The following is a 22694-nucleotide window of genomic DNA, read 5'->3' as shown; positions in this document are numbered from 1 at the left end:
CAGGCGCCGTCGACGGAAGCGAGCCTCAGGCCGCCTTGGCGACCGCGTCGAAGGCGAGGAGCTTGCGCACCAGCGGCTCGAACTCCTTCAGCGGCACCATGTTCGGCCCGTCGGACGGGGCGTGGTCGGGGTCGGGATGCGTCTCAATGAAGACGCCCGCCACCCCGGCCGCCACCGCCGCACTGGCCAGCACCGGCACGAATTCGCGCTGGCCGCCGGACGAGGTGCCTTGGCCGCCCGGCTGCTGCACGGAGTGGGTGGCGTCGAAGATCACCGGCGCGCCGGTGGTCTGCGCCATGATCGGCAGCGAGCGCATGTCGGAGACCAGCGTGTTGTAGCCGAAGGAGGCGCCGCGCTCGGTGACCAGCACATTCGCGTTGCCGCTCTCGGTGATCTTGGCGACGACGTTCGCCATGTCCCAGGGCGCGAGGAACTGGCCCTTCTTCACGTTCACCGTGCGACCCGTCTGCGCGGCGGCGATCAGGAGGTCGGTCTGCCGGCACAGGAACGCCGGGATCTGCAGGATATCGACCGCTTCCGCGACGGGCGCGCACTGGTCGATCTCATGGATGTCGGTCAGCACCGGCATGCCGTAGCGCTCGCGCACCTCGGCGAGGATCGGCAGCGCCGCCTTCAGGCCGATGCCGCGCGCGCCCTTCAGCGAGGTTCGGTTGGCCTTGTCGAAGGAACTCTTGAACACCACGCCGATGTCGAGCCGGTCGGCGATGTCCTTGATCGCCGCGGCGCATTCGAGCACATGGGCGCGGCTCTCGATCTGACACGGCCCGGCGATCAGCGCGAGGCGCCGGTCATTGCCGAAGGTGACGTTGCCGACGCTGACGGTCGCGTTGGCGCGGGGGGCGGACATGTCGATCTCCCGGTTCGCGGCTGTTGCGTCAGACGACGCCGGCGCGCAGGACGTCGTGGATATGGAGGATGCCGACCGGCTCGCCGTTCATCACCGCGAACACCACGGTGACGGGAACCGGCCGCCGGTTCATCAGCCCGAGCGCGGCGCTGACGAGTTCGGAGGGATCGACCACGAAGGGGGAGGTGGTCATGACCTCCTCCACCGGCGTCGGCAGCAGGTCCGCGCTCATGTGCCGGCGCAGGTCGCCGTCGGTGACGATGCCGGCGAGCCGGCGATCGGCGTCGACCACGCCGCAGCAGCCGAAGCGCTTGCCGGTGATCTCGATCAGCGCCTCGCTCATCGGCGTGCCCAGCCGCACCAGCGGCATCGCGTCGCCCACGTGCATGAGGTCGGCGACCTTGAGCAGGCGGGCGCCGAGCTTGCCGCCGGGATGCAGGGTGCGGAAATCGGACGCGGTGAAGCCGCGGCGCTCCAGCAGCGCCACCGCCAGCGCATCGCCCAGCGCGAGTTGGAGCAGGGTGGAGGTGGTCGGCGCCAGTCCGTTCGGGCAGGCCTCCTCCGCCTTCGGCAGGATCAGCGCGACGTCGGCGGCGCGCCCGAGCGCGCTGGCGGGGTTCGCCGTCATCGCGACCAGCGGCACCGCGAAGCGCTTGGCGTAGTGGATGATGTCGCTCAGTTCCGCGGTCTCGCCCGACCATGACAGCGCCAGCACGAGGTCGTCCGTGGTGACCATGCCGAGATCGCCATGGCTCGCCTCGGCGGCATGGAGGAACATCGCGGGCGTGCCGGTCGAGGCCAGCGTCGCGGCGATCTTGCGCCCGACATGGCCGCTCTTGCCCATGCCGGTGACGACGACGCGTCCGCGCGCCCGCTCGATCAGCGCGATCGTCCGCCCGATCGCCGTGCCGAGTTCGCCGTCGATCTGCGCGTCGAGGGCGGCGAGACCCGCCGCTTCCAGCCGCAGCGTGCGGCGCAGGCTGGCGCTCAGGCCCTCGCCAGCCGTGGTGGGGGCCGCGGTGTGATCGGGGTCGGCGATCGTCAAATCATAGCTCTCCGAGGAGGGAAGCCGCACGTTGCGTCTTCCGCGTTTGCACAGGCAACGCCCCCGCCGGCGCCGTTCAGGACGTTTCCTTAAGCGGCCTCGCCGCGCGACGCAATGCCGGGCCGGCAGGGCGGCAGGAACCCGCCTGCCACCGGTGCGTTACCACCGCGCGCCGGCCGGCGGATGGCGCCGCCGGCGGCAGGGCAGGGGAATCACATGCAGACGCGACAGGGTCGGATCGAGGCGGGCATCCAGGTGAGGGCGCCGCGCGCGGAGAACGATTCGCCCGTTCCGGTCGGGGAGGCGCGCAACGAGCGGATGTGGCGGCGCATGACCCAGGTGGCGATCATCTCCACCGGGCTGATCGCGTTCGGCGCCGTGCTCGTGATGGCGCGCGCGGTGCTGATTCCGATCGTCGCGGCGGTGATCATCGGCAGCGTCATCGGCCCGGCCATCGAGGCGCTGAGCCGGCGCGGCATCCCGACGATCGTTTCCTCGGTGCTGCTGGTGGTCATCCTCGTCGCCAGCTTCTACGGCGTCGCGCTGCTGCTGGCCGCGCCGCTGGCCGACTGGGTGGCGCGCGGCCCCGAGATCGGCGCCCAGATCCGCGAGCGCTTCGAGAGCGTGCAGCCGGCCATCAGCGCCGTGGCCTCGCTGATCGACACCATCGAATCGATCGGCCGCCCGGAAAAGCCGCCGCTGGTGGTCGACGTCGCCGGCTCCGCGATGCTGCAGAACATGGTGAGCGTGGTGACGCCGGCGATCGGCGAGTTCATCCTGTTCTTCGGCTCGCTGCTGTTCTTCCTCGCCGGCCGGGCGCAGATCAAGCGCAAGCTGGTGCAGGCGATGACGCCGCGCCCCGCGCGCCTCGCCGCCCTGCGCATCTTCCGCGCCATCGAGGAGCGGCTCGGCACCTATCTCGTCACCGCGACCTTCATCAATATCGGCCTCGGCATCGCCACTGGCCTGATGACCTGGGCGGTGGGGCTGCCCAATCCGGTGCTGTGGGCGGCCATCGCCTGCGTGTTCAACTACATTCCCTATATCGGCCCGGCCGCGACGACGGCGATCCTGCTGGTGGCCGGGCTCATCTCGTTCCCGACGATTCTCGCCGGCATCGTGCCGGCCGCGATCTTCCTGCTCTTCACCAGCGTCGAGGGGCAGATCCTGATGCCGCTCATCGTCGGACGCCGCGTCTCGCTCAATCCGTTCGCGGTGTTCCTGTCGATGGCGGTGTGGACCTGGCTATGGGGGCCGGTCGGTACCTTTCTTGCGGTGCCGCTGCTGATCGCGGCGCAGGCCTTCGCCGACGAACTGGCCGAAGGACGGCGGCTGAATCTGCCGGGGTGACTGTGGATGACATCGGCGGCGCTTGACACCCGGCGGACCGTCCTTTACACGCCGGCCCACTCGCTGACGGCCACCGCGCCGCCGGTTGGGGGTGTAGCTCAGTTGGTTAGAGCGCCGGCCTGTCACGCCGGAGGTCGCGGGTTCGAGCCCCGTCACTCCCGCCACTCGATCGGCGAGCCATCCCAAGGATATAGCCGGAATTGCTCCTGTTTCGCGTGAGGCGAATGGGCGGTCGCGTCAGCCGATGCCTGCGGGTTCGGACGGAGGATTTGGCGGGAGAGAGTGGGAGTCGAACCCACCCGGGACCGTCTCGCGGCCCCACCCGGATTTGAAGTCCGGACACATCACCGGATATGCGTCTCTCCCGACGCCGGCGCGGCATCTTCCGACGGCACGCCGAAAAGGTCCAGCCTGTGGCGGTTGATGCGGCGGCGGTCGCCCCGGCGCAGCGTCACGCCGTGGCGATCGAGGAATTCCAGCATCTGGATCGCGACCTTGCGCCCCGCCGCGGCGCGCTGGCCCGGAGCGTCGCCCGCCCCGGCATCGAGACGGTCGCGGAAATCCGCCGCGCCGAACTCGCCTCCCGCCTCCCGCGCCAGCGTCCCGGCGAGCGTCACGATCTCGGCGATGGTGGCGCGCAGGAAGAAATGGTCGTGCGCCACCTCGTCCACCCGCCCCAGCCGGCCGAGCAGCTTCATCAGCCGCCGGACCTCCGTCTCGGCGATGCCCAGTTCGCCAGCGATGTCGCGCACGCGCGGCGGTCGGAATCGTCCCGTGCCGCCGAGGCGGGGCGCGATTTCCGCCCATCGCGCCTCGTCGTCGGGAGCGAGGCGCACCTCGTGACCCGCGCGCCGCACCCATGCGCCTTCGAGGGTGAGGTCGCCATCCGCCGCGATCCGCTGGAGCGCGGCACGGAAGACCGGTTTCGGCAGCCGCGGGATCGACGCCAGGCGGGCACGCTCCTGCCCCATGCCGGCGAGATCGGGATGCTCGGCATGGAAGCCGTCGAGCAGGGCGAGGAGTTCGGCGTGGAACGCCGCCCAGCGCATCCGGTCGATGACGGTCAGCGTCTCGCCGTCCGGGAAGGCGACGAGATCGAGCCGCGCCGCCAGCGCCTCCGCTGCGCCCGCGCCGAGCGCCCGGTCGCGGCTGAAGGCGGCGAGGTCGAGATGATAAGGCGGCAGCGCCAGCAGCGCGGCCACCGCCGCGTCGGCGTCCTCGAGACGCAGGGCTTCGAGCTGGGCGAGCCGCTCGGGCGTGCGGCGCTTGCGGGCGGGGGCGCGCAGGTCGACCAGCCGACCGCCGCCGATGGTGCGCCGGGCCGAGGTGTCGCGCACCACGTAGCGGTCGCCCGCCGCCACCGCGACGGAATGGTCCAGCACGATCTGCACCAGAGCCTCCCCGCCCGGCGGCACGGTCTCGGGATCGAGCGGCACCAGACGCGCGCCCGTCTCCACCGCCCCCGTGTGGAAGCGCACCGGGAACCAGGCGCCGATCGGCTTCGGCTCGTCTCCCAGCACCCGCAGCGTGGCGTCGATGCGATCGGTCGGCGCGTGGAGGGCGGGATCGAGCGCCACGTCGCCGCGCCGGATCGCGTCGGGGTTCACATCCTCGCCGGCGAGGTTGAGCGCGCAACGCTGCCCGGCGCGGCCTTCCTCCGCCTTGCGGTTCTGGGCGTGGATGGAGCGCACGCGCGCGGGCAGGCCGGAGGCGCTGACGAGAACGCGGTCGCCCAACGCGACGACACCCGACAGCACCGTGCCGGTCACCACCGTTCCCGCACCCGCGAGCGAGAAGCTGCGGTCGACCGCGAGGCGGAAGCGCCCGCTGCCGCTGCGCGCGGCAAGCTGGCCGGCGGCCTCGACGAGACGGGCGCGCAGCACCGCGACATTCTCGCCGGTGAGCGTCGAGACCGGGAGGATGTCGATGCCCGCCAGCCCGGTTCCGGCCAGCGCCGCGGCGATCTCCGCCGCGACCTCCTCCCGGCGTTCGGGCGGCACCAGATCCGCCTTGGTCAAGGCGACGATGCCGTGAGCGAGGCCGAGCAGGTCGAGGATGGCGAGATGCTCGCGCGTCTGCGGCATCACCCCGTCATCGGCGGCGACCACCAGCAGCGCGAAGTCGATGCCGCTCGCCCCCGCCAGCATGGTGTGGATGAAGCGCTCATGCCCCGGCACGTCGATGAAGCCGATGATCCCGCCCACGCCCGGCATATAGGCGAAGCCGAGATCGATCGAGATGCCGCGCGCCTTCTCCTCCTTCAGCCGGTCGGTGTCGACGCCGGTCAACGCCCCGACCAGCGAGGTCTTGCCGTGGTCGATATGGCCGGCCGTGCCGACGATCACGGCGGCGCCCCGTCCCCGATGCCGGAGAGGCTGTCGAGGAAGCCCGCCTCGTCCTCGAGGCAGCGCAGATCGAGGATCAGCGCGCCGTCGCGGATGCGGCCGATGACGGGAATGTCGAGCGCCCGCAGCGCGCCCGCCAGCGCATTGAGGACGCTGCCCGGGGCGTGGATGGCGAGGCCGGCGCTCGGCAGCGTCTCCAGCGGCAGCGCGCCCGAGCCGATCTGGCTGGCGCACGTGACCACCGAGACCTCGAATCCGTCGTCGAGGATGCCGGCGACATCCGGCAGCAGCGCCTGCGCCCGCGCGGCAAGCTCGGAAGCCGACCGAGCCAGCAGGCGCAGCGTCGGCAGCCGGGCGGCGAGCCGGTCCGGATCGCGGTAGAGCTTCAAGGTCGCCTCCAGCGCGGCGAGCCGCACCTTGTCGACCCGCAGCGCCCGCTTCATCGGGTTCTTGTTGATCGCGGCGATCAGGTCGGCGCGGCCCACGATGAAGCCGGTCTGCGGGCCGCCGAGCAGCTTGTCGCCCGAGAAGGTGACGAGGTCGGCGCCCTCGGCCACCGCCTCGCGCACGGTCGGCTCGTGGGCGAGGCCGTAGCGGGCGAGGTCGGCCAGCGTGCCGGAGCCGAGGTCGTTCACCAGCGGCACGCCGCGCGCCCGGGCGATGGCGGCGAGCTCGCGCGGCGGCACCTCCTTGGTGAAGCCCTCGATCCGGTAGTTCGAGGTGTGCACCTTCAGCACCAGCCCGGTCTCGGCGTGGATGGCGCCCTCGTAGTCCTTCGGGTGGGTGCGGTTGGTGGTGCCGATCTCGACCAGCCGGGCGCCGGCGCGGGCCATGATATCCGGCATGCGGAAGGCGCCGCCGATCTCGATCAGCTCGCCGCGCGAGACGACGGCCTCGCGCCCCGACGCCAGCGTGTTGAGCACGAGGAGCACCGCCGCGGCGTTGTTGTTGACGACGGTAGCGTCCTCCGCCCCGGTCAACTCGCACAGCAGCTCGCGCACATGCTCGTCGCGTTCCCCCCGCTTGCCGGTATCGAGGTCGAATTCGAGGGCGACCGCCGAGCGCATGGCGGCCACGGCCGCCTCGATCGCCTCCTCGGCCAGGATCGCGCGGCCGAGATTGGTATGCAGCACCGTGCCGGTCAGGTTGAACACCGGCCGCAGCGAGGGCTGCGCCCGCGCGTCGAGCGCGGCGAGCGCAGCCGCCGCGACATCCTCGGGCAGGGGCACGACGAGGAGCCGCGCGGCGTGGGCGCGTACCTCCGCCAGCGCCTCGCGCACCGCGCGCGTCGCTTCCGGGCGGCCGAAGCGCTCGGTCGCGGCCTGCGCCGGGCCGGTCTTCAGCACCGCATCGACCGAGGGCAGGGCGCGCAGCCGCTCGGCGAGGTCGTGTCGGGCGTGCTCGTCCATCTGCGGACCTCAATAGCCGAGCAGGAAGGGATTGAAGGCCGCCCGGCGGTAGGGGCCCTCGCTCATCAGCACGTCGAGCCCGAGGCTGGCGGCATCGTCGGCGAGCGGCTCCAGCGCCGGATCCTTGTTCTGGTAGAGCACCTTCACATAGGTGCGGCACTCGTCGCAGGTCTCCGCCTTCACCGTGCCGGCGCCGCCCTCGACTTCCTGGTAGCCGATGCCCTTGGTCGAGCCGCAGGAGACGCACTTGATGCGGACATAGTTCCACAGCGTGCCGCACAGCGCGCAGCCGCAATAGCGCGCCCCTTCCGCGCCCATCCAGCCGACCACCATGGAGGCGACCGGCGGGCCGCCGCAGGCCGGACACACCCCGTCGCCGACCGGCACCAGCCGTTTCGCATCGAGACCGGCGGCGAGGCGGGCGAAATGCACCTGCAGCGCGGCGGCGACGTAGAGATGCTCGGCCAGCGTCTCGACCGGCAGCGAATCCGCCAGCACGTTCGCGATCATGAAGGCGCGGGCATCCTTGTCCGCCCGGGTCACCGCCTCCAGCGCCCGCGCGGCGGCGTCCGGCTTGGCGATGGACGCGGCGGCATCGAACAGCGCATCGAGCGTCGCCGCCAGCGGCGCATCGAGCGTGACCATCGCCCGGTCGAGCGGGGGCATGGCGTGCGTGCGCGCCCGCTCCACCGCCGCCGGTTCCGGGCGTGCGGGCTCGGGCAGCCCGGGCAGGATCGCGTTCTGAGCCCCGACGAGGGCGGCGAGGAAGCCGAGATAGGGCGCCGTCGGCCCACCCGCGGCGGCGAGCGCCCGCAGCCGTGCGGCGCGGGCGGCGAAAGGCGCGGCCGGATCCGGCAGCCGCGCGAAAGGCGGCTCGGCGACGCCGCCGATGGCGCCGGGGTCGGGCTGAAGCGTCGTCGACATGCTCACCTCCGGTCGGGATTCTTGATCTTGCGCCTTGCCCCCGGCCCTTGCGGGGCCATCCTGCCCCGGCGGGCGGAAGGCTGTCCATCATGCGTTGCGGCGTGGCATTTCGTGAGATCTGCCCCGCGCTATGCGCGGTCCGGTCACCTCGAGGGGCCGACGGGAAAGCCGTGACCAAGGTCGTCATGCCGGCCCCTCGGGTCTTGCCTCCGGCAAGCCCAAGGGCAGGCTCAGCGAAGCGAAGAGCCGGGATCGTTCTCCGCGGGAATTGCCTGCGCGATCCCGGATATGGCCCGCGGCCATTCCGGGATGACCCGTTCGATTCCACGCCCGCGGACGGTCAGAAATCGAACTGCTCGCGCAGGATACGCTCGTCGATCGAATGATCGCGGTCGAACAGCATGGCCATCGAGGTGCCCATGTCGAGCCGCGCCCGCACCGCGACGACGTCGAGCACCTGGAAGTGATCCGCGGTGGCATTCACCGGGCGCTTCGCCGATTCCAGCACGGCAATCTCCACCCGTGCCCGGTCGGGAATGAGCGCGCCTCGCCAGCGGCGCGGGCGGAAGGCGGAGATCGGGGTGACCGCGAGCAGCGGCGTGCCGATCGGCAGGATCGGCCCCTGGGCGGACAGGTTGTAGGCGGTGGAGCCGGCCGGCGTCGCCACCAGCACGCCGTCGCAGATCAGCTCGTCGAGGCGCACCTTGCCGTCAATGGCGATGCGCAGCTTGGCCGCCTGGTAGGACTGGCGGATCAGCGACACCTCGTTCACCGCCAGCGCCTTGTGCATGCGCCCCTTGCTGTCGGTCGCCTCCATCATCAGCGGGTGGATCACCACGCGCTCGGCCGCCGCGAGCCGGGCCGGCAGATCCTCGGGCCGGAAGGCGTTCATGAGGAAGCCGACCGAGCCACGATTCATGCCGTAGATCGGGATGCCGGTGTCACGGAAGCGGTGCAGCGCCTGCAGCATGAAGCCGTCGCCGCCCAGCGCCACCACGACGTCGGCCGCATCCGGCGCCGCCTCGCCATAGCGGGCGGCGAGCTCGACCCGCGCGGCCTGGGCGTCGGCTGTCTCGCTCGCGACGAAGGCGATTCGGCTGTAGGCTGCCGCAGCGTCGCGTTGCGCGGACGCGTTCTCGTTCATCGGCAGGACTCCGGTGATGCGCCGTGCCGGCGGAGGGCGATTCCGCCGGATCATTCTGCGTGCCGGAACAGGGAGAAGCATGTGCCGCCCGCCGTTGCCCCAGCGTGCATCGTCTACACGACATGGCCCTCGCTCGTCGAGGCGGAGGCCGCCGGCCGCGCCATCGTGGGCGACGGGCTCGCCGCCTGCGTGAACATCCTGCCCGCCGGCGTCTCCATCTATCGCTGGCAGGGCGAGGTGGAGCGGGTGGAGGAGGTGGTGATGATGTTCAACACACGCTGGGAGCTGGCGGAGCAGGTCGAGCAGGCGGTGCGGGCGCGTCACCCCTATGAACTGCCCTCGGTGCTGGTGCTGCCGGTCCTCGCCGGGGAGGCCGGCTACCTCGCCTGGATCGCCGCGGAGACGACGGGGTAGGGCGCCGCCGACAGCGCCCGCGAATCCTGTATGGTCCGCGCCATGCAGCCGATCATCACCATCGACAATGTCGCCAAGACCTACGCCACGGGTCACCCGGCGCTGAAATCCGTCAACCTGGAAATCGGCCGCGGCGAGATTTTCGCCCTGCTTGGCCCGAACGGCGCCGGCAAGACGACCCTCATCGGCATCGTCTGCGGGCTGGTGCGGGCGACGAGCGGCACCGTCACCGTCGGCGGCCACGACATCGTCACCGACTACCGCGCCGCCCGCGCGCTGATCGGGCTGGTGCCGCAGGAACTCACCGCCGACGCCTTCGAGACGGTGTGGGCGACGGTGAGCTTCAGCCGCGGCCTGTTCGGCCTGCCGGCCAATCCCGCCCATGTCGAGAAGGTGCTGAAGTCGCTGTCGCTCTGGGACAAGAAGGACAGCAAGATCCTCACGCTCTCAGGTGGCATGAAGCGCCGCGTGCTGATCGCAAAGGCGCTGTCCCACGAACCGCAGGTGCTGTTCCTCGACGAGCCCACCGCCGGCGTCGACGTCGCGCTCCGCAAGGACATGTGGCAGGTGGTGCGCGACCTGCGCGATGCCGGCGTCACCATCATCCTGACGACGCACTACATCGAGGAGGCCGAGGAGATGGCCGACCGGATCGGCGTCATCGACAAGGGTTCGCTGGTGCTGGTCGAGAACAAGGCGGCGCTGATGGCCAAGCTCGGCCGCAAGCAGCTCGTGGTCGCGCTCGGCACCAGGCTCGATGCCGTGCCCGAGGCGCTGGCCGGGCGCGGGCTGGCGCTGGCGGAGGACGGCATGTCGCTGGTCTACACCTATGGCCGCGCCGGGGAGGGCGAGGCCGAGGGGGTGGCGCCGCTGCTGCGCGCGCTCGATGCCGCCGGGCTCGACCTGCGCGACATCACCACCAGCCAGAGCACGCTGGAGGATATCTTCGTCGATCTGGTGGGGCGCCGCTCATGAACCTCCATGCCGTCGCCGCCATCTACCGTTTCGAGATGGCCCGCACCGGGCGCACGCTGCTGCAGAGCATCGTCTCGCCGGTGATTTCGACCTCGCTCTATTTCGTCGTGTTCGGCGCCGCGATCGGCTCGCGCATCAGCGAGATCGGCGGTGTGAGCTATGGCGCCTTCATCGTGCCCGGGCTGATCATGCTGACGGTGATCCAGCAGAGCGTGTCGAACGCCTCGTTCGGCATCTATTTCCCGCGCTTCACCGGCACGATCTACGAGCTGCTCTCGGCGCCGGTCTCGCCCTTCGAGATCGTGCTCGGCTATGTCGGGGCGGCGGCGACCAAGTCGATCCTGCTCGGCCTGATCATCCTCGCCACCGCGACGCTGTTCGTGCCGATCCGGGTCGAGCATCCCGGCTTCATGCTCGCCTTCCTCGTGCTGACGGCGGCGACCTTCAGCCTGTTCGGCTTCATCCTCGGCATCTGGGCGGAGGGCTTCGAGAAGCTGCAGGTGGTGCCGCTGCTGATCCTGACGCCGCTCACCTTCCTGGGGGGCACCTTCTACTCGATCCACGTGCTGCCGCCGCTGTGGCAGACGCTGACCCTGTTCAACCCCATCGTCTATCTGGTCAGCGGCTTCCGCTGGGCCTTCTTCGGCACCGGCGACGTCGGCATCGTGGCCAGCCTGCTGATGACCACGCTGTTCCTCCTCGCCTGCCTCGGCATCGTCGGCTGGATGTTCCGCACCGGCTACAAGCTGAAGAGCTGAGGAGATTCGGGCGCCGCTCGAACATCCCGCCCGTGTCATCCCGGCGCGCGGGCTGCGCCCGCGTCCGGGATGACACGGGCGCGCCGCTCAGCCCGCCGCCCGCAGTGCCGCGAAGCCGTTTTCCAGATCGGCGATCAGGTCGCCGACGTCCTCTAGGCCGACATGCAGCCGCACGCCGGGCCCGCCTGGGTTCCACGGCGTCGCGGTCCGGTAGCGCGCGGCGTTGAAGGGCACGGCGAGGCTCTCGAAGCCGCCCCAGCTGTAGCCGAGCCCGAAAAGCTCCAGGTTATCGAGGAAGGCGTTCACCGCCTCTTCCGATGCCGGTTGAAGAATCAGGCTGAACAGCCCGCAGGCGCCGGTAAAATCGCGTTTCCAGATGGCGTGGCCGGGATCGTCCGGCAGGCCCGGATGCAGCACGCGACGCACCTCCGGCCGGTCGGCCAGCCAGCGGGCGAGCGCGAGCGCCGACTCCTCGTGCCGCTTCAGCCGGAGCGCGAGGGTGCGCAGGCCGCGCGCGCCGAGGAAGGCATCCTCCGGCGCGACGGTGATGCCGAGGTCGCCATGCGTGCCCTTCACCGCCTTCCACATCCGCTCATTGGCCGAGACCGTGCCGAGATTGAGATCGGCGTGGCCGCCCAGATACTTGGTCCCGGCCTGGATCGAGATGTCGACGCCGAAATCATGTGGACGGAAATGCAGCGGCGTTGCCCATGTATTGTCCATCAGCGTGACCAGATCGCGCGTGCGCGCCGCCGCCACGATGGCGGGCACGTCCGGCATCTCGAAGGTCTGGGAACCCGGCGATTCCAGGTAGATCGCGGCGGTGTTCGGGCGGAACAGCGCGGCGATGTCGGCGCCGACCAGCGGATCGTAATAGCTCACCTCGATGCCGAAGCGCTTAAGCACCGTGCCGCACAGGTGCCGCGTCGGCTCGTAGACCGTGTCGATCATCAGCAGATGGTCGCCGGCCTTCAGCGCGGAGAGCAGAGCGAGGCCGCAGGCGGACAGCCCCGAGGGCGTCAGCACCACGCCGGCGCCACCCTCCAGCGTCGTCAGCGCCGTCTCCAGCCCCTCGAGCGTGGGATTGCCGCGCCGGCCATAGCTGTAACGCCGGCCGGTGTGGTGGCGCAGGTCCGCCGCGCTGGGGTAGATGATGGTCGCCCCGCGGGTGATCGGCACGTTCACGAAGCCGTCGTAGCGGTCCGGCTCGCGACCCTCCACTACCAGCTGTGTTTCAACCGCGAATTTGCCCGTTCCGTCCGATTTGCGCACGTCGTTACCTGCCTGTCCTGATGGGGCGCACATTGAGGTGATGGCGACAATCCGCGTCAAGTGCTTGACCCGCCTTCGTGTCGGCGCTCTGATGACGCGAAGTCAGGTTGTTTGCCCGCATCGGTGGCGGGGAGACTCCGGCGGAGCACCCCTCGCGACCTGCGGGGCGTGTCTCCGGGGTCTGTCGGCATGCAACTTGCCTTGGATCGTCAACCGCGCGATCGGCGATCCCGGTCGCGCCCGAACTCCAAAAGCTATGAAGAAGGCTGAGATCATGAAACGCCTCCTATCCACCGTAGCGCTCGCGGGAGCTGTCAGCGTGGGCGCCGGCGCCGCCGAGGCTGCCAAGCTCGATCAGATCAAGGCCAAGGGCTTCGTCCAGTGCGGCGTCAGCCAGGGCCTCGCGGGCTTTTCCACGCCGGATGACAAGGGCAATTGGAGCGGCATCGACGTCGATCTCTGCCGTGCGGTCGCCGCGGCGGTCTTCAAGGACGCCACCAAGGTCAAGTTCACGCCGCTCTCCGCCAAGGACCGCTTCACGGCCCTGCAGTCCGGCGACATCGACGTGCTCTCGCGCAACACCACCTGGACGATCTCGCGCGACACCTCGCTCGGCCTGAACTTCACCGGCGTGACCTATTACGACGGCCAGGGCTTCCTGATCCGCAAGGACAAGAACGTCGCCTCCGCCAAGGAGCTCGACGGCGCCTCGGTCTGCACCCAGACCGGCACCACCACCGAGCAGAACGTCGCGGACTTCTTCCGCGCCAACAACATGAAGTACGAAGTCATCGCCTTCGCGACCAATGACGAAGTGGTCAAGGCCTATGACGCCGGCCGCTGCGACGTGCTGACCACCGACCGTTCGGGGCTGGCGGCCGAACGCCTCAAACTGACCAATCCGGGCGACCACGTCGTTCTCCCCGAGATCATCTCCAAGGAGCCGCTCGGGCCGGTGGTCGCGCATGGCGACGACCAGTGGTTCGACATCGTGAAGTGGGTGCTGTTCGCGCAGGTCAATGCCGAGGAACTCGGCGTGACCTCGAAGAACGTCGACGAGCAGATGAACTCCGCCAATCCGGAAGTGAAGCGCCTGCTCGGCACCGAAGGCAAGTTCGGCGAGGGCCTCGGCCTCGGCAACGACTGGGCCTACCAGATCGTCAAGCTCGTGGGCAATTACGGCGAGATGTACGACCGCAACGTCGGTCCCGACACCCCGCTCCAGCTCGCCCGCGGCGTCAACGCGCTGTGGAACAAGGGCGGCCTGCAATACGCGCCGCCGATCCGCTGATCGATCCGCGCTCCCGGCCACGGCCGGGAGCGCTTCGTCGCCCGTGGGGCCGGGCGAATGATCCATCCCGCAAGGGACAAGCCGGCGACAGACCGGCCGCGTGGTGACGGCGCCATGCCGTGGGTGAGCTTCTGACGAGGCTATGGGGGACCATGACAGATCTGGTTGAGCCCGCGGTGACGCGGTCGAGCGGCACCTCGTTCGTCAATGACCCGAAGGTGCGCAGCATTGTTCTCCAGCTCATCGCGCTGGTGCTGGTCGTGGTCTTCGGCTGGATGTTCGTCGACAATGCCCGCGAGAACCTCGCGGCGCAGAAGATCGCCACCGGCTTCGGCTTCCTCGAGAACACCGCCGGCTTCGGCATCAGCCAGACGCTGATCCCCTACAGCGAGACCTCGACCTATGGCCGCGCCTTCCTGGTCGGCCTGCTCAACACCATCCTCGTCGCCGTGGTCGGCATCTTCTTCGCCACCATCATCGGCTTCCTGGTCGGCGTCGGCCGGCTGTCGAAGAACTTCGTCATCCGGCTGCTGTCGACCTGGTATGTCGAGCTGATCCGCAACCTGCCGCCGCTGTTCCAGATCCTGTTCTGGTACCTCGCGGTGCTGAGCGCGATGCCCGGACCGCGGCAGAGCATCAACATCTTCAACACCTTCTTCATCTCGAACCGCGGCATCATGGCGCCGCGCCCGGTCTTCGGCGACGGCTCGGGCTACGTGCTGTGGTCGGTCGGCTTCGCCATCCTGATCGCCATCTTCGTCTCGCACTGGGCGAGCCAGCGGCAGGAGGAGACCGGCAAGCGCCCGCCCTCCGGCCTCATCAATCTCGGCCTCATCATCGGCATCCCGCTGATCGCCATGATCGTGACCGGCTTTCCGCTCAGCTTCGAGATGCCGGAGCTGAAGGGCTTCAACTTCGCCGGCGGCGTGCGCATCATCCCCGAATTCCTCGCGCTCACCGTGGCGCTGGCGACCTACACCGCCGCCTTCATCGCCGAGACGGTGCGCTCGGGCATCATGTCGGTGAGCCACGGCCAGACCGAGGCGGCGAACTCGCTCGGCCTGCGCTCCGGCCTCACCCTGCGCCTCGTGGTGATCCCCCAGGCGATGCGGGTGATCATCCCCCCGCTCACCAGCCAGTACCTCAACCTCACCAAGAACTCCTCGCTCGCGGTCGGCATCGGCTATCCCGACCTCGTCGCGGTGTTCGCCGGCACGACGCTGAACCAGACCGGGCAGGCCATCGAGATCATCGCCATCACCATGGCGGTCTATCTCGCTTTGTCGATCGTCACGTCGATCATCATGAACACCTACAACAAGCGCATGGCGCTGGTGGAACGGTGAGGGCCCGGCCATGAGCATGACCTTCGACGACGGCACCTTCATCCGCAACGAATTCGTGGTGCCGCAGCCGCCGCCGCGGCGCAATATCGGGCCGCTGGCCTGGATGCGCGCCAACCTGTTCTCGGGCGTGCTGAACACCGTCCTGACGCTGTTCGGCATCGCGCTCATCGTGCTGATCGTGCCGCCGGTGGTCCGCTTTCTGGTCCTCGACGCGGTCTGGCAGGGCGAGAACCGCGAGGCGTGCCTCGCACCGGGAACGGGCGCGTGCTGGCCCTTCATCCACGCCAAGTTCTCGCAACTGGTCTACGGCTTCTATCCCGTCGCCGAGCGCTGGCGCGTCGACATCGTCTTTGCGCTGGGCGCCCTCCTGCTGGCGCCGCTGCTGGTCCTGTCCTGGCCCGGCAAGCGGCTGAACTCCTTCCTGTTCTTCGTCGTCTACCCGGTCGTCGCCTTCGTCCTGCTCACGGGCGGGAACATCGACGCCTCCTCCTTCATGCTTGACCACATCCTGCCGATCCGCGGTCTCGTCGGCGATGCCACGGTCATGGGGCTCAACATCGCGTTCTGGGTCGATTATATCGCCAGCGCCGCGCTGGTCGCCCTCGTGGTCTGGGCCATCGTGACGCTGCTGGGCGGCCGCGGCGGCGGCGCGGCCGGCACCGTCGGCTGGATCTTCCTCGCCCTCGGCCTGGTCATCCTGATCTGGGATGTCGACTTCGGCCTCGCCCATGTCGAGACCCGGCAATGGGGCGGCCTGCTCGTCACGCTGGTGATCGCGGTGACCGGCATCGTCACCTCCATGCCGCTCGGCATCGCGCTGGCGCTGGGCCGGCGCTCGAAGATGCCGGTGGTGAAGCTGCTCTCGGTCATCTTCATCGAGTTCTGGCGCGGCGTGCCGCTGATCACCGTGCTGTTCTTCGCCACCTACATGCTACCGCTGTTCCTGCCGAGCGGGGTGAGCCCGGACGGGCTGCTGCGCGCGCTGGTCGGCGTCTCGCTGTTCTCGGCGGCCTACATGGCCGAGATCGTGCGCGGCGGCCTGCAGGCGATTCCCAAGGGACAGTATGAAGGCGCGATGGCGATGGGCCTCACCTGGGGCCAGATGATGCGCCTCATCATCCTGCCGCAGGCGCTGACGCTGGTGATCCCCTCGATCGTCAACAGCTTCATCGCGCTGTTCAAGGACACCACGCTGGTGCTGATCGTGTCGATCTTCGACTTCCTCGGCCAGCTGCGCGCCTCCTTCACCGATCCCAACTGGTCGACGCCGGTGACGCTCTACACCGGCTTCGCCTTCGCCGGGATCGTCTACTTCTTCTTCTGCTTCGGCATGTCCCGCTACTCGCTGTTCGTGGAACGGCGCCTCAACACATCCCATCGGCACTGAGAGACGGAGTTCGATCCATGTCCGAGGCCCCCTCGATCATCTCGCCCGACGAACTCCACGCGGTCCACACCGCCCCCGGCCGCGAGACGGCGGTGGAACTGGTCGGCGTGCACAAATGGTACGGCGAGTTCCACGTGCTGAAGGACATCAACCTGAAGGTACGGCGCGGCGAGCGCATCGTGATCTGCGGCCCCTCCGGCTCGGGCAAGTCGACCATGATCCGCTGCATCAACCGGCTGGAGGAGCACCAGCAGGGCACCATCGTCGTCGACGGCATCGAGCTCACCAGCGATCTCAAGCGGATCGACGAGATCCGCCGCGAGGTCGGCATGTGTTTCCAGCACTTCAACCTGTTCCCGCACCTGACCATCCTCGAGAACTGCACGCTGGCGCCGATCTGGGTCCGCAAGATGCCCAAGAAGGAGGCCGAGGAACTGGCGATGCACTTCCTGAAGAAGGTCAAGATCCCCGAGCAGGCGAACAAATATCCCGGCCAGCTCTCCGGCGGCCAGCAGCAGCGCGTCGCCATCGCCCGCGCTTTGTGCATGAAGCCGAAGATCATGCTGTTCGACGAGCCGACCTCGGCGCTCGACCCGGAAATGGTCAAGGAAGTGCTGGAGACCATGGTGAGCCTCGCCGAGGAAGGCATGACCATGCTGTGCGTGACGCACGAAATGGGCTTTGCCCGTCAAGTGGCGAACCGGGTGATCTTCATGGATGCCGGGCAGATCATCGAGATGAACGAGCCGAACGCCTTCTTCTCCAACCCGCAGCACGAGCGCACCCGGCTGTTCCTCAGCCAGATCCTGCACTGAGGCGGTTTACCCCCGGCTTGAGCGCCGGGCGCGGCCCGGGAGGCGTCGGGCCGGCGTCCATGGCAGCGCCGTCGACGCGGTGTGATGGGATCGCCCCGCGGGCGGGACGCGCCGGCCGTTCAGCCGGCGAGCCTTCCGAAGGCGCCCGCGACCCGGCGCGCGATGCGGCCCGGTCGCGGAGCGCGTCAGTCCGCCGGGCCGGTCGCGATCGGACGGTCGGAGGAGCCCCATTCCGCCCACGACCCGTCATAGAGCGCCTGCGGCGTGCGGCCGATCGAATCGAGCGCCAGCCAGAGAATCGCCGCGGAGACGCCCGAGCCGCAGCTGGTGATCGCCGGCCGTTCCGGATCGATGCCGGCGGCATCGAGCGCGGAGCGGATCGTCGCGGGCGCGGCGAGCGTGCCGTCCTTCACCACCTCGGTGAAGGGCAGGTTGCGGCTGCCGGGGATGTGGCCGGGGCGCACGCCGGGGCGCGGCTCGGGTGCCTCGCCGCGGAATCGGTCGGCCGGGCGGGCATCGACGATCTGCGCCGAGCCCTCCTTGAGCGTGCGCGCCACCTCGTCCATGTCGGCGATCAGGGTGGAATCGACCCGCGGCGTGAACCGCGCCGGCCGGTGGCGGCCGGGGCCGTCCTCGGTCGGGCGCCCTTCCGCGAGCCATTTCGGGAAGCCGCCGTCGAGGATCGAGACGTCCTGCGCCCCGAAAGCCCGCAGCGTCCACCAGACGCGCGGCGCCGAGAACAGGCCGGCGCCGTCATAGACGACGATCTTGGCGCCGTCGCCGATGCCGAGCGCGCCCACCGCCGCGGCGAAATCATGCGGCTTCGGCAGCATGTGCGGCAGGCCGCGCGTCGTGTCGGCGATGGCGTCGATATCGAAGAACACCGCGCCGGGGATATGGGCGGCGAGATATTCCGCGCGCCCGTTGCGGCCCGCCGTCGGCAGGTGCCACGACCCGTCGACCACGACCAGATCGGGCGCGTCGAGATGCGCCGCGAGCCATTCCGTCGAGACCAGCCAGGGCGAGGCGGGAGCGGTTTCCGCTGCGGCGTCGGACATGCTTCTTCTCCTGATCAGGCGTTACGCCCAGCCCAGCCGGACGCGGCGGTTCTGCCGCCCCTTCTTCTCGATGGCGGTGACGCGCACCGCGCCGATCTCGGCCACGTTGCGCACATGGGTGCCCCCGCAGGGCTGCAGGTCCAGCCCCTCGATGGCGACGAGGCGGACGCGGCCCGTGCCCATCGGCGGCTTCACCGACATGGTCTTGACGAGGCCGGGATTGGCGAGGAGTTCCTCGTCCGTGATCGAGCTCTCGGTCACCGCCGCGCCGCTGGCGATCATCTCGGCGAGCCGGGCGGTGATCGCATCCTTGTCGAGCCCGGCGTCGGGAATGTCGAAGTCGAGCCGGCTTTCCTCGGCACCGATCGAGCCGCCCGTGACCGGGTAGGGCAGGGCGACCGAGAGCAGGTGCAGCGCGGTGTGCATGCGCATGCGCTTGTGGCGCTGCGCCCAGTCGAGCCGCGCGATCACGCTCTCCCCGATCGCCGGCAGCGCGGCGCCGGCGGCCGGCACATGCACGACATCCTGCTTGTCCGGCGAATAGACCGCGCCGCCGATCGCGATCTCGCCGCCATCGGCGCCCACGAGCCACCCGGTGTCGCCCGGCTGCCCGCCGGCGCTCGCGTAGAACACGGTGCGGTCGAGGATGACGCCGCCTTCCGGCGTCAGCCCGATGACGGTCGCCGGCGTCTCCGCCAGATAAGCGTCGGTGCGGAACAGCAGTTCGGTCGGCATCACACCATCACATCCGGCAGCGCCGTCTCGCGCTCGAGCCAGCCCGGCACCGGCAGGTTCTTCTCGCGCAGGAAGGCGGGGTTGAACAGCTTCGACTGGTAGCGCGTGCCGAAGTCGCACAGGATGGTCGCGATGGTGTGGCCGGGGCCGAGCTCGCGGGCGAGCCGGATGGCGCCGGCGACGTTCACGCCGGAGGAGCTGCCGAGGCACAGCCCCTCGTGCTCCAGCAGGTCGAACACGATCTGCACCGCTTCCGCATCGGGGATCTGATAGGCGAGATCGACCGGCGCGCCCTCGAGATTGGCGGTGATGCGGCCCTGGCCGATACCCTCGGTGATGGAGGTGCCTTCCGCCTTGAGCACGCCGCTGGTGTACCAGCTGTAGAGCGCCGCGCCCGGCGGGTCGGCCAGCGCGACCTTGATCAGGCTGTTGCGCTCCTTCAGCGCCATCGCCACCCCGGCCAGCGTGCCCCCGGTCCCGACCGCCGAGACGAAGCCGTCGAGCGCGCCCTCGGTCTGCTCCCAGATCTCCGGGCCGGTGCCCTCGATATGCGCCTGCCGGTTGGCGACGTTGTCGAACTGGTTGGCCCAGACGGCGCCGTTCGGCTCGGTTTTCGCCAGCGCCTCGGCGAGGCGGCCGGAGACCTTCACGTAATTGTTCGGGTTGGAATAGGGCACGGCGGGCACCTCGACCAGCGTCGCGCCGGCGAGCCGCAGCATGTCCTTCTTTTCCTGGCTCTGCGTGTCGGGAATCACGATCACCGAGCGGAAGCCGAGCGCGTTGCCGACCAGCGCCAGCCCTATGCCGGTATTGCCGGCCGTGCCCTCGACGATGACGCCGCCCGGCTTCAGCTGCCCCTTCGCCACCGCATCCTTGATGATGAAGAGTGCGGCACGGTCCTTCACCGACTGGCCGGGATTCAGGAATTCGCACTTGCCGAGGATCGTGCACCCCGTCGCGTCGGAAGCGCGCTTGAGCTTGATCAGCGGGGTGTTGCCGATCGCCTCGACGAGGCCGTTGCGGATGTCCATGGAGTGTCTGCGCGTCACCGTTGGGAAAGGTCGATGAAACTAGTGGACCACCAACGCCGCGGCAACCCGCAAGGCCCCCTTATCCGCCGGCTTCCGCCCGCATCCGCTCATAGGCATCGAGTGCCCGCGCCCGCGCGGCGGCATGATCGACGACCGGCGCGGGATAATCGGCCGGGCGCGCCGCGCCCGCCTCCCAGGGGCGATGGATCACCCGGGCGGGCAGGGCGCCGAGTTCCGGCACGTAGCGGCGCACATAGGCGCCGTCGGGATCGAACTTCTCGCCCTGCAGCACGGGATTGAAAATGCGGAAATAGGGCGCGGCATCGGCGCCCGAGCCGGCCACCCACTGCCAGCTCGCGGCGTTGCTGGCCGGGTCGGCGTCCACCAGCGTGTCCCAGAACCATGCCTCGCCGCGGCGCCAGTCGACCAGCCCGTGCTTGATGAGGAAGGACGCCGTCACCATCCGCACCCGATTGTGCATCCACCCGGTTTCCCGGAGCTGGCGCATGCCGGCGTCGACGATCGGATAGCCGGTGCGCCCGCGCTGCCAGGCGGTCAACAGGGCCTCGTCGTCCTGCCAGGGGAAGGCGTCGAAGCGCGGCTGGAAATTGCGGGTGGCGAGATCGGGGACGTGAAACAGCAGGTGATAGGAGAATTCGCGCCAATAGAGTTCGGCGACGAATTTCGCCACGTCCGCCGAATTGGCCCGGCCGTCCTCGCCGGCGAGCTGGGCGCCCGCCAGCACCTGCCGGGGCGACACCTCGCCGAAATGCAGGTGCGGCGACAGGCGCGAGACGTTGTCACGGTCCGGCCGGTCGCGCTTCACCGCATAGCCCTTCAGCCCGACATCGAGGAAGTCGCCGAGACGGGTCTGCCCTCCGGCCTCGCCCGGTGTCCACGCCCGGCGCAGCCCGCCGGCCCAGTCGGGCCGCGTCGGCTCCAGCCGCCAGCCGTCGAGATCGTCGCTCGCGCAGGCCGGGCCGGGAGGCAGCGCCTTCGGCGCGCGGGTGGGGGCGGGTGGCGCATGCTCGCGCGCGGCGCGGTGATAGGGCGTGAAGACCCGGAACGGCTCGCCCGCCTTGGTCTTCACCGTCCACGGCTCGTCGAGGAGGGACCCGTTGAAGGTCTCGACGCCGACCCCCTTCGCCTTCAGGGCCTCCTTCAGGCCCCGGTCGACGGCGATACCGGCCGCCGTGTAGCGCCGGTTCCAGCAGACGGTCCGCACATCATGCTGCGCGACGAGATCCTCCACGATCGGCCCCGCCGCGCCGCGGCGCAGGATGAGGTGTCCGCCCTTCCGGGCGATATCGGCGGAAAGCGCCGCCAGCGAGCGGGACAGCCACCACCGTGTCGCCCCGCCGAGCGGACGGACGCCGGGACTGGCCTCGTCGAGAATGTAGAGCAGCAGAAGCGGCGCACCGGTCGCGACCGCGTGGTCGAGCGCCGGATTGTCGGAGAGGCGCAGATCCTCGCGGAACCAGACCAGCACGGGCGTTTGCGACATGAGCAGGAGATCACTCGGCGACGGGATATTCTACGATACGCCGGCCGCGGCACGGTGGATCGCCGGCGGGTGCCGCGCGTGGCGGCGCGGCCGGCCGTTCGATCGCGACAGCGGCCGCTTGTGGCGTTAAATGATACTCATAATATGAAATCACCGGTCCGCGCGGCGGGCCTTCAGGGAGAGCCTCATGGCATCGCATTCGGACAAGGGTTTCGCGCTGGTCACCGGCGCCTCGTCGGGGATCGGCAAGGTCTACGCCGAGCGGCTGGCGCGGCGCGGCTACGATCTCGTGCTGGTCGCGCGCGACAAGGCGCGGCTCGAGGCGCTCGCGGCCGCCCTGCGCGCCGAGACCGGCCGGCAGGTGGAGGTGATCCCCGCCGATCTCGGCGTGCCGGCGGATCTGCGGCGGATCGAGGCCCGCCTCGCCGCCGAGCCGGCGGTGACGTTCCTCGTCAACAATGCCGGCATCGGCACGGAAGGCGCCATTCGCGGCGGCGACATCGACGCCACCGAGGCGATGATCCAGCTCAACGTCACCGCGCTCGCCCGGCTGTCCTTCGTGGCGGTGAACCGCTTCGCCGCGCGCGGCGGCGGCACGCTCGTCAACATCGCCTCGGTGGTGGCCTATATGGGCGACCAGTTGCAGGGCGCCTACAGCGGCACCAAGGCCTTCGTGCTCAACTTCACGCAGTCGCTGCAGAACGAGTTCGCCCAGAGCGGCATCCGCATCCAGGCGGTGCTGCCCGGCCTCACCCGGACGGAATTCTTCGGCCGCGTCGGGCGCAGTGTCGACGACCTGCCGCCGGATATGGTGATGTCGGCCGAGGATCTGGTCGATGCCGCGCTGGTCGGGCTCGATCAGGGCGAACGCGTCACCATCCCGCCGCTCCCCGAGCTGGCGAAATGGGAGGCGGTGGAAGCCGCGCGGATGGCGCTGCTGCCCGACCTCTCCCGCGCCCGCCCGGGTGCTCGCTACGGCATCGGGGTAAAGGCCGCCACCTAGCACAGGTTGTCCAAGCGCAT

Annotated in this window: 20 protein-coding genes and 2 tRNA genes; 10 read left to right on the top strand and 12 right to left on the bottom strand. The window is 69.7% G+C overall.

What is annotated here, in order from left to right; all coding sequences use genetic code 11:
• Positions 1-25 precede the first annotated feature (25 nt).
• Entirely contained in the window at positions 26-868 is an 843-nt protein-coding gene (gene kdsA, locus ACEUEL_RS07820; protein ID WP_405703761.1) for a 3-deoxy-8-phosphooctulonate synthase, read from the bottom strand.
• Positions 869-896: 28 nt separating this feature from the next.
• On the bottom strand, positions 897-1913 hold the full coding sequence (locus tag ACEUEL_RS07815) for a KpsF/GutQ family sugar-phosphate isomerase (RefSeq protein ID WP_405706633.1): 1017 nt from the start codon (positions 1911-1913) through the stop codon (positions 897-899).
• Positions 1914-2129: 216 nt separating this feature from the next.
• Here ACEUEL_RS07815 and ACEUEL_RS07810 point away from each other — a divergent pair, with 216 nt between their 5' ends.
• Together ACEUEL_RS07810 and ACEUEL_RS07805 are read left to right on the top strand one after the other, a co-directional pair.
• Positions 2130-3263 carry an AI-2E family transporter gene (locus ACEUEL_RS07810; RefSeq protein WP_405703759.1) on the top strand — a complete coding sequence of 378 codons (1134 nt, stop codon included), beginning with the start codon at positions 2130-2132 and terminating at the stop codon, positions 3261-3263.
• Between the two features lie 87 nt (positions 3264-3350).
• Positions 3351-3427 (top strand) — tRNA-Asp (locus ACEUEL_RS07805).
• 106 nt (positions 3428-3533) lie between these two features.
• On the opposite strand, the gene ACEUEL_RS07800 is transcribed toward ACEUEL_RS07805, so the two are convergent.
• The 5 genes from ACEUEL_RS07800 to ACEUEL_RS07780 form a co-directional block, all read right to left on the bottom strand.
• Positions 3534-3629, bottom strand: a tRNA-Sec gene (locus ACEUEL_RS07800).
• On the bottom strand, positions 3608-5608 hold the full coding sequence (gene selB / locus ACEUEL_RS07795) for a selenocysteine-specific translation elongation factor (protein WP_405703758.1): 2001 nt from the start codon (positions 5606-5608) through the stop codon (positions 3608-3610). The genes ACEUEL_RS07800 and selB overlap by 22 nt, the downstream gene beginning before the upstream one ends.
• A complete protein-coding gene (gene selA / locus ACEUEL_RS07790; RefSeq protein ID WP_405703756.1) occupies positions 5605-7017 on the bottom strand; it encodes an L-seryl-tRNA(Sec) selenium transferase in 1413 nt (470 codons plus the stop codon). Before selA ends, selB begins: the two co-directional genes overlap by 4 nt.
• A gap of 9 nt (positions 7018-7026) precedes the next feature.
• Entirely contained in the window at positions 7027-7941 is a 915-nt protein-coding gene (fdhE, locus tag ACEUEL_RS07785) for a formate dehydrogenase accessory protein FdhE (RefSeq protein WP_405703754.1), read from the bottom strand.
• Positions 7942-8281: 340 nt separating this feature from the next.
• Positions 8282-9085 carry an NAD kinase gene (locus ACEUEL_RS07780; RefSeq protein WP_405703753.1) on the bottom strand — a complete coding sequence of 268 codons (804 nt, stop codon included), beginning with the start codon at positions 9083-9085 and terminating at the stop codon, positions 8282-8284.
• A gap of 81 nt (positions 9086-9166) precedes the next feature.
• Here ACEUEL_RS07780 and cutA point away from each other — a divergent pair, with 81 nt between their 5' ends.
• The 3 genes from cutA to ACEUEL_RS07765 are packed head-to-tail and all read left to right on the top strand — an operon-like array spanning position 9167 to position 11232.
• On the top strand, positions 9167-9499 hold the full coding sequence (gene cutA / locus ACEUEL_RS07775; RefSeq protein WP_405703751.1) for a divalent-cation tolerance protein CutA: 333 nt from the start codon (positions 9167-9169) through the stop codon (positions 9497-9499).
• Between the two features lie 42 nt (positions 9500-9541).
• Positions 9542-10474, top strand: coding sequence for an ATP-binding cassette domain-containing protein (locus ACEUEL_RS07770; protein ID WP_405706630.1), 933 nt, complete (start codon positions 9542-9544; stop codon positions 10472-10474).
• Positions 10471-11232 (top strand): ABC transporter permease, encoded by a 762-nt coding sequence (locus tag ACEUEL_RS07765; protein ID WP_405703749.1) that lies wholly within the window; start codon positions 10471-10473, stop codon positions 11230-11232. The genes ACEUEL_RS07770 and ACEUEL_RS07765 overlap by 4 nt, the downstream gene beginning before the upstream one ends.
• Before the next feature lie 87 nt (positions 11233-11319).
• Here the strand turns inward: ACEUEL_RS07765 and metC are convergent, their stop codons facing one another.
• On the bottom strand, positions 11320-12537 hold the full coding sequence (gene metC, locus ACEUEL_RS07760; RefSeq protein ID WP_405703748.1) for a cystathionine beta-lyase: 1218 nt from the start codon (positions 12535-12537) through the stop codon (positions 11320-11322).
• A 241-nt stretch (positions 12538-12778) separates the two neighbouring features.
• On the opposite strand from metC, the gene ACEUEL_RS07755 reads away from it, so the two are divergent.
• From ACEUEL_RS07755 to ACEUEL_RS07740, 4 genes are all read left to right on the top strand, one after another.
• The gene (locus ACEUEL_RS07755) at positions 12779-13795 is read left to right on the top strand and encodes an amino acid ABC transporter substrate-binding protein (protein ID WP_405703747.1); all 1017 of its coding nucleotides are present in this window, start codon (positions 12779-12781) and stop codon (positions 13793-13795) included.
• Positions 13796-13947: 152 nt separating this feature from the next.
• The gene (locus ACEUEL_RS07750) at positions 13948-15141 is read left to right on the top strand and encodes an amino acid ABC transporter permease (protein ID WP_405703745.1); all 1194 of its coding nucleotides are present in this window, start codon (positions 13948-13950) and stop codon (positions 15139-15141) included.
• 10 nt (positions 15142-15151) lie between these two features.
• Entirely contained in the window at positions 15152-16528 is a 1377-nt protein-coding gene (locus ACEUEL_RS07745) for an amino acid ABC transporter permease (RefSeq protein ID WP_405703743.1), read from the top strand.
• Positions 16529-16545: 17 nt separating this feature from the next.
• A complete protein-coding gene (locus ACEUEL_RS07740) occupies positions 16546-17343 on the top strand; it encodes an amino acid ABC transporter ATP-binding protein (RefSeq protein ID WP_405703742.1) in 798 nt (265 codons plus the stop codon).
• Between the two features lie 185 nt (positions 17344-17528).
• Here the strand turns inward: ACEUEL_RS07740 and sseA are convergent, their stop codons facing one another.
• The 4 genes from sseA to ACEUEL_RS07720 all read right to left on the bottom strand — a co-directional run bounded on the left by sseA (position 17529) and on the right by ACEUEL_RS07720 (position 21671).
• A complete protein-coding gene (sseA, locus tag ACEUEL_RS07735) occupies positions 17529-18401 on the bottom strand; it encodes a 3-mercaptopyruvate sulfurtransferase (RefSeq protein WP_405703740.1) in 873 nt (290 codons plus the stop codon).
• A gap of 21 nt (positions 18402-18422) precedes the next feature.
• A complete protein-coding gene (locus ACEUEL_RS07730) occupies positions 18423-19136 on the bottom strand; it encodes an alanyl-tRNA editing protein (RefSeq protein ID WP_405703738.1) in 714 nt (237 codons plus the stop codon).
• The gene (locus ACEUEL_RS07725) at positions 19136-20167 is read right to left on the bottom strand and encodes a cysteine synthase A (protein ID WP_405703736.1); all 1032 of its coding nucleotides are present in this window, start codon (positions 20165-20167) and stop codon (positions 19136-19138) included. Before ACEUEL_RS07725 ends, ACEUEL_RS07730 begins: the two co-directional genes overlap by 1 nt.
• Positions 20168-20246: 79 nt before the next feature.
• Positions 20247-21671, bottom strand: coding sequence for a cryptochrome/photolyase family protein (locus ACEUEL_RS07720; protein ID WP_405703735.1), 1425 nt, complete (start codon positions 21669-21671; stop codon positions 20247-20249).
• Positions 21672-21858: 187 nt separating this feature from the next.
• On the opposite strand from ACEUEL_RS07720, the gene ACEUEL_RS07715 reads away from it, so the two are divergent.
• The gene (locus tag ACEUEL_RS07715; RefSeq protein ID WP_405703733.1) at positions 21859-22674 is read left to right on the top strand and encodes an SDR family NAD(P)-dependent oxidoreductase; all 816 of its coding nucleotides are present in this window, start codon (positions 21859-21861) and stop codon (positions 22672-22674) included.
• Positions 22675-22694: the final 20 nt, after the last annotated feature.

Origin of the sequence: Ancylobacter terrae (genome assembly GCF_045108345.1) — a bacterium.
GTDB lineage: Bacteria > Pseudomonadota > Alphaproteobacteria > Rhizobiales > Xanthobacteraceae > Ancylobacter.
The sequence above is the reverse complement of the archived record's forward strand: the minus strand, read 5'-3'. Positions and strand labels throughout refer to the sequence as shown.

What these genes read in the sequence shown, in the direction of transcription:
- kdsA (WP_405703761.1), bottom strand. Translation starts at nt 868, where the DNA reads ATGTCCGCCCCCCGCGCCAACGCGACCGTCAGCGTCGGCAACGTCACC.
- ACEUEL_RS07810 (WP_405703759.1), top strand. Translation starts at nt 2,130, where the DNA reads ATGCAGACGCGACAGGGTCGGATCGAGGCGGGCATCCAGGTGAGGGCG.
- selA (WP_405703756.1), bottom strand. Translation starts at nt 7,017, where the DNA reads ATGGACGAGCACGCCCGACACGACCTCGCCGAGCGGCTGCGCGCCCTG.
- fdhE (WP_405703754.1), bottom strand. Translation starts at nt 7,941, where the DNA reads ATGTCGACGACGCTTCAGCCCGACCCCGGCGCCATCGGCGGCGTCGCC.
- ACEUEL_RS07780 (WP_405703753.1), bottom strand. Translation starts at nt 9,085, where the DNA reads ATGAACGAGAACGCGTCCGCGCAACGCGACGCTGCGGCAGCCTACAGC.
- ACEUEL_RS07770 (WP_405706630.1), top strand. Translation starts at nt 9,542, where the DNA reads ATGCAGCCGATCATCACCATCGACAATGTCGCCAAGACCTACGCCACG.
- ACEUEL_RS07765 (WP_405703749.1), top strand. Translation starts at nt 10,471, where the DNA reads ATGAACCTCCATGCCGTCGCCGCCATCTACCGTTTCGAGATGGCCCGC.
- metC (WP_405703748.1), bottom strand. Translation starts at nt 12,537, where the DNA reads ATGTGCGCCCCATCAGGACAGGCAGGTAACGACGTGCGCAAATCGGAC.
- ACEUEL_RS07755 (WP_405703747.1), top strand. Translation starts at nt 12,779, where the DNA reads ATGAAACGCCTCCTATCCACCGTAGCGCTCGCGGGAGCTGTCAGCGTG.
- ACEUEL_RS07750 (WP_405703745.1), top strand. Translation starts at nt 13,948, where the DNA reads ATGACAGATCTGGTTGAGCCCGCGGTGACGCGGTCGAGCGGCACCTCG.
- ACEUEL_RS07745 (WP_405703743.1), top strand. Translation starts at nt 15,152, where the DNA reads ATGAGCATGACCTTCGACGACGGCACCTTCATCCGCAACGAATTCGTG.
- ACEUEL_RS07740 (WP_405703742.1), top strand. Translation starts at nt 16,546, where the DNA reads ATGTCCGAGGCCCCCTCGATCATCTCGCCCGACGAACTCCACGCGGTC.
- sseA (WP_405703740.1), bottom strand. Translation starts at nt 18,401, where the DNA reads ATGTCCGACGCCGCAGCGGAAACCGCTCCCGCCTCGCCCTGGCTGGTC.
- ACEUEL_RS07730 (WP_405703738.1), bottom strand. Translation starts at nt 19,136, where the DNA reads ATGCCGACCGAACTGCTGTTCCGCACCGACGCTTATCTGGCGGAGACG.
- ACEUEL_RS07725 (WP_405703736.1), bottom strand. Translation starts at nt 20,167, where the DNA reads ATGGACATCCGCAACGGCCTCGTCGAGGCGATCGGCAACACCCCGCTG.
- ACEUEL_RS07720 (WP_405703735.1), bottom strand. Translation starts at nt 21,671, where the DNA reads ATGTCGCAAACGCCCGTGCTGGTCTGGTTCCGCGAGGATCTGCGCCTC.
- ACEUEL_RS07715 (WP_405703733.1), top strand. Translation starts at nt 21,859, where the DNA reads ATGGCATCGCATTCGGACAAGGGTTTCGCGCTGGTCACCGGCGCCTCG.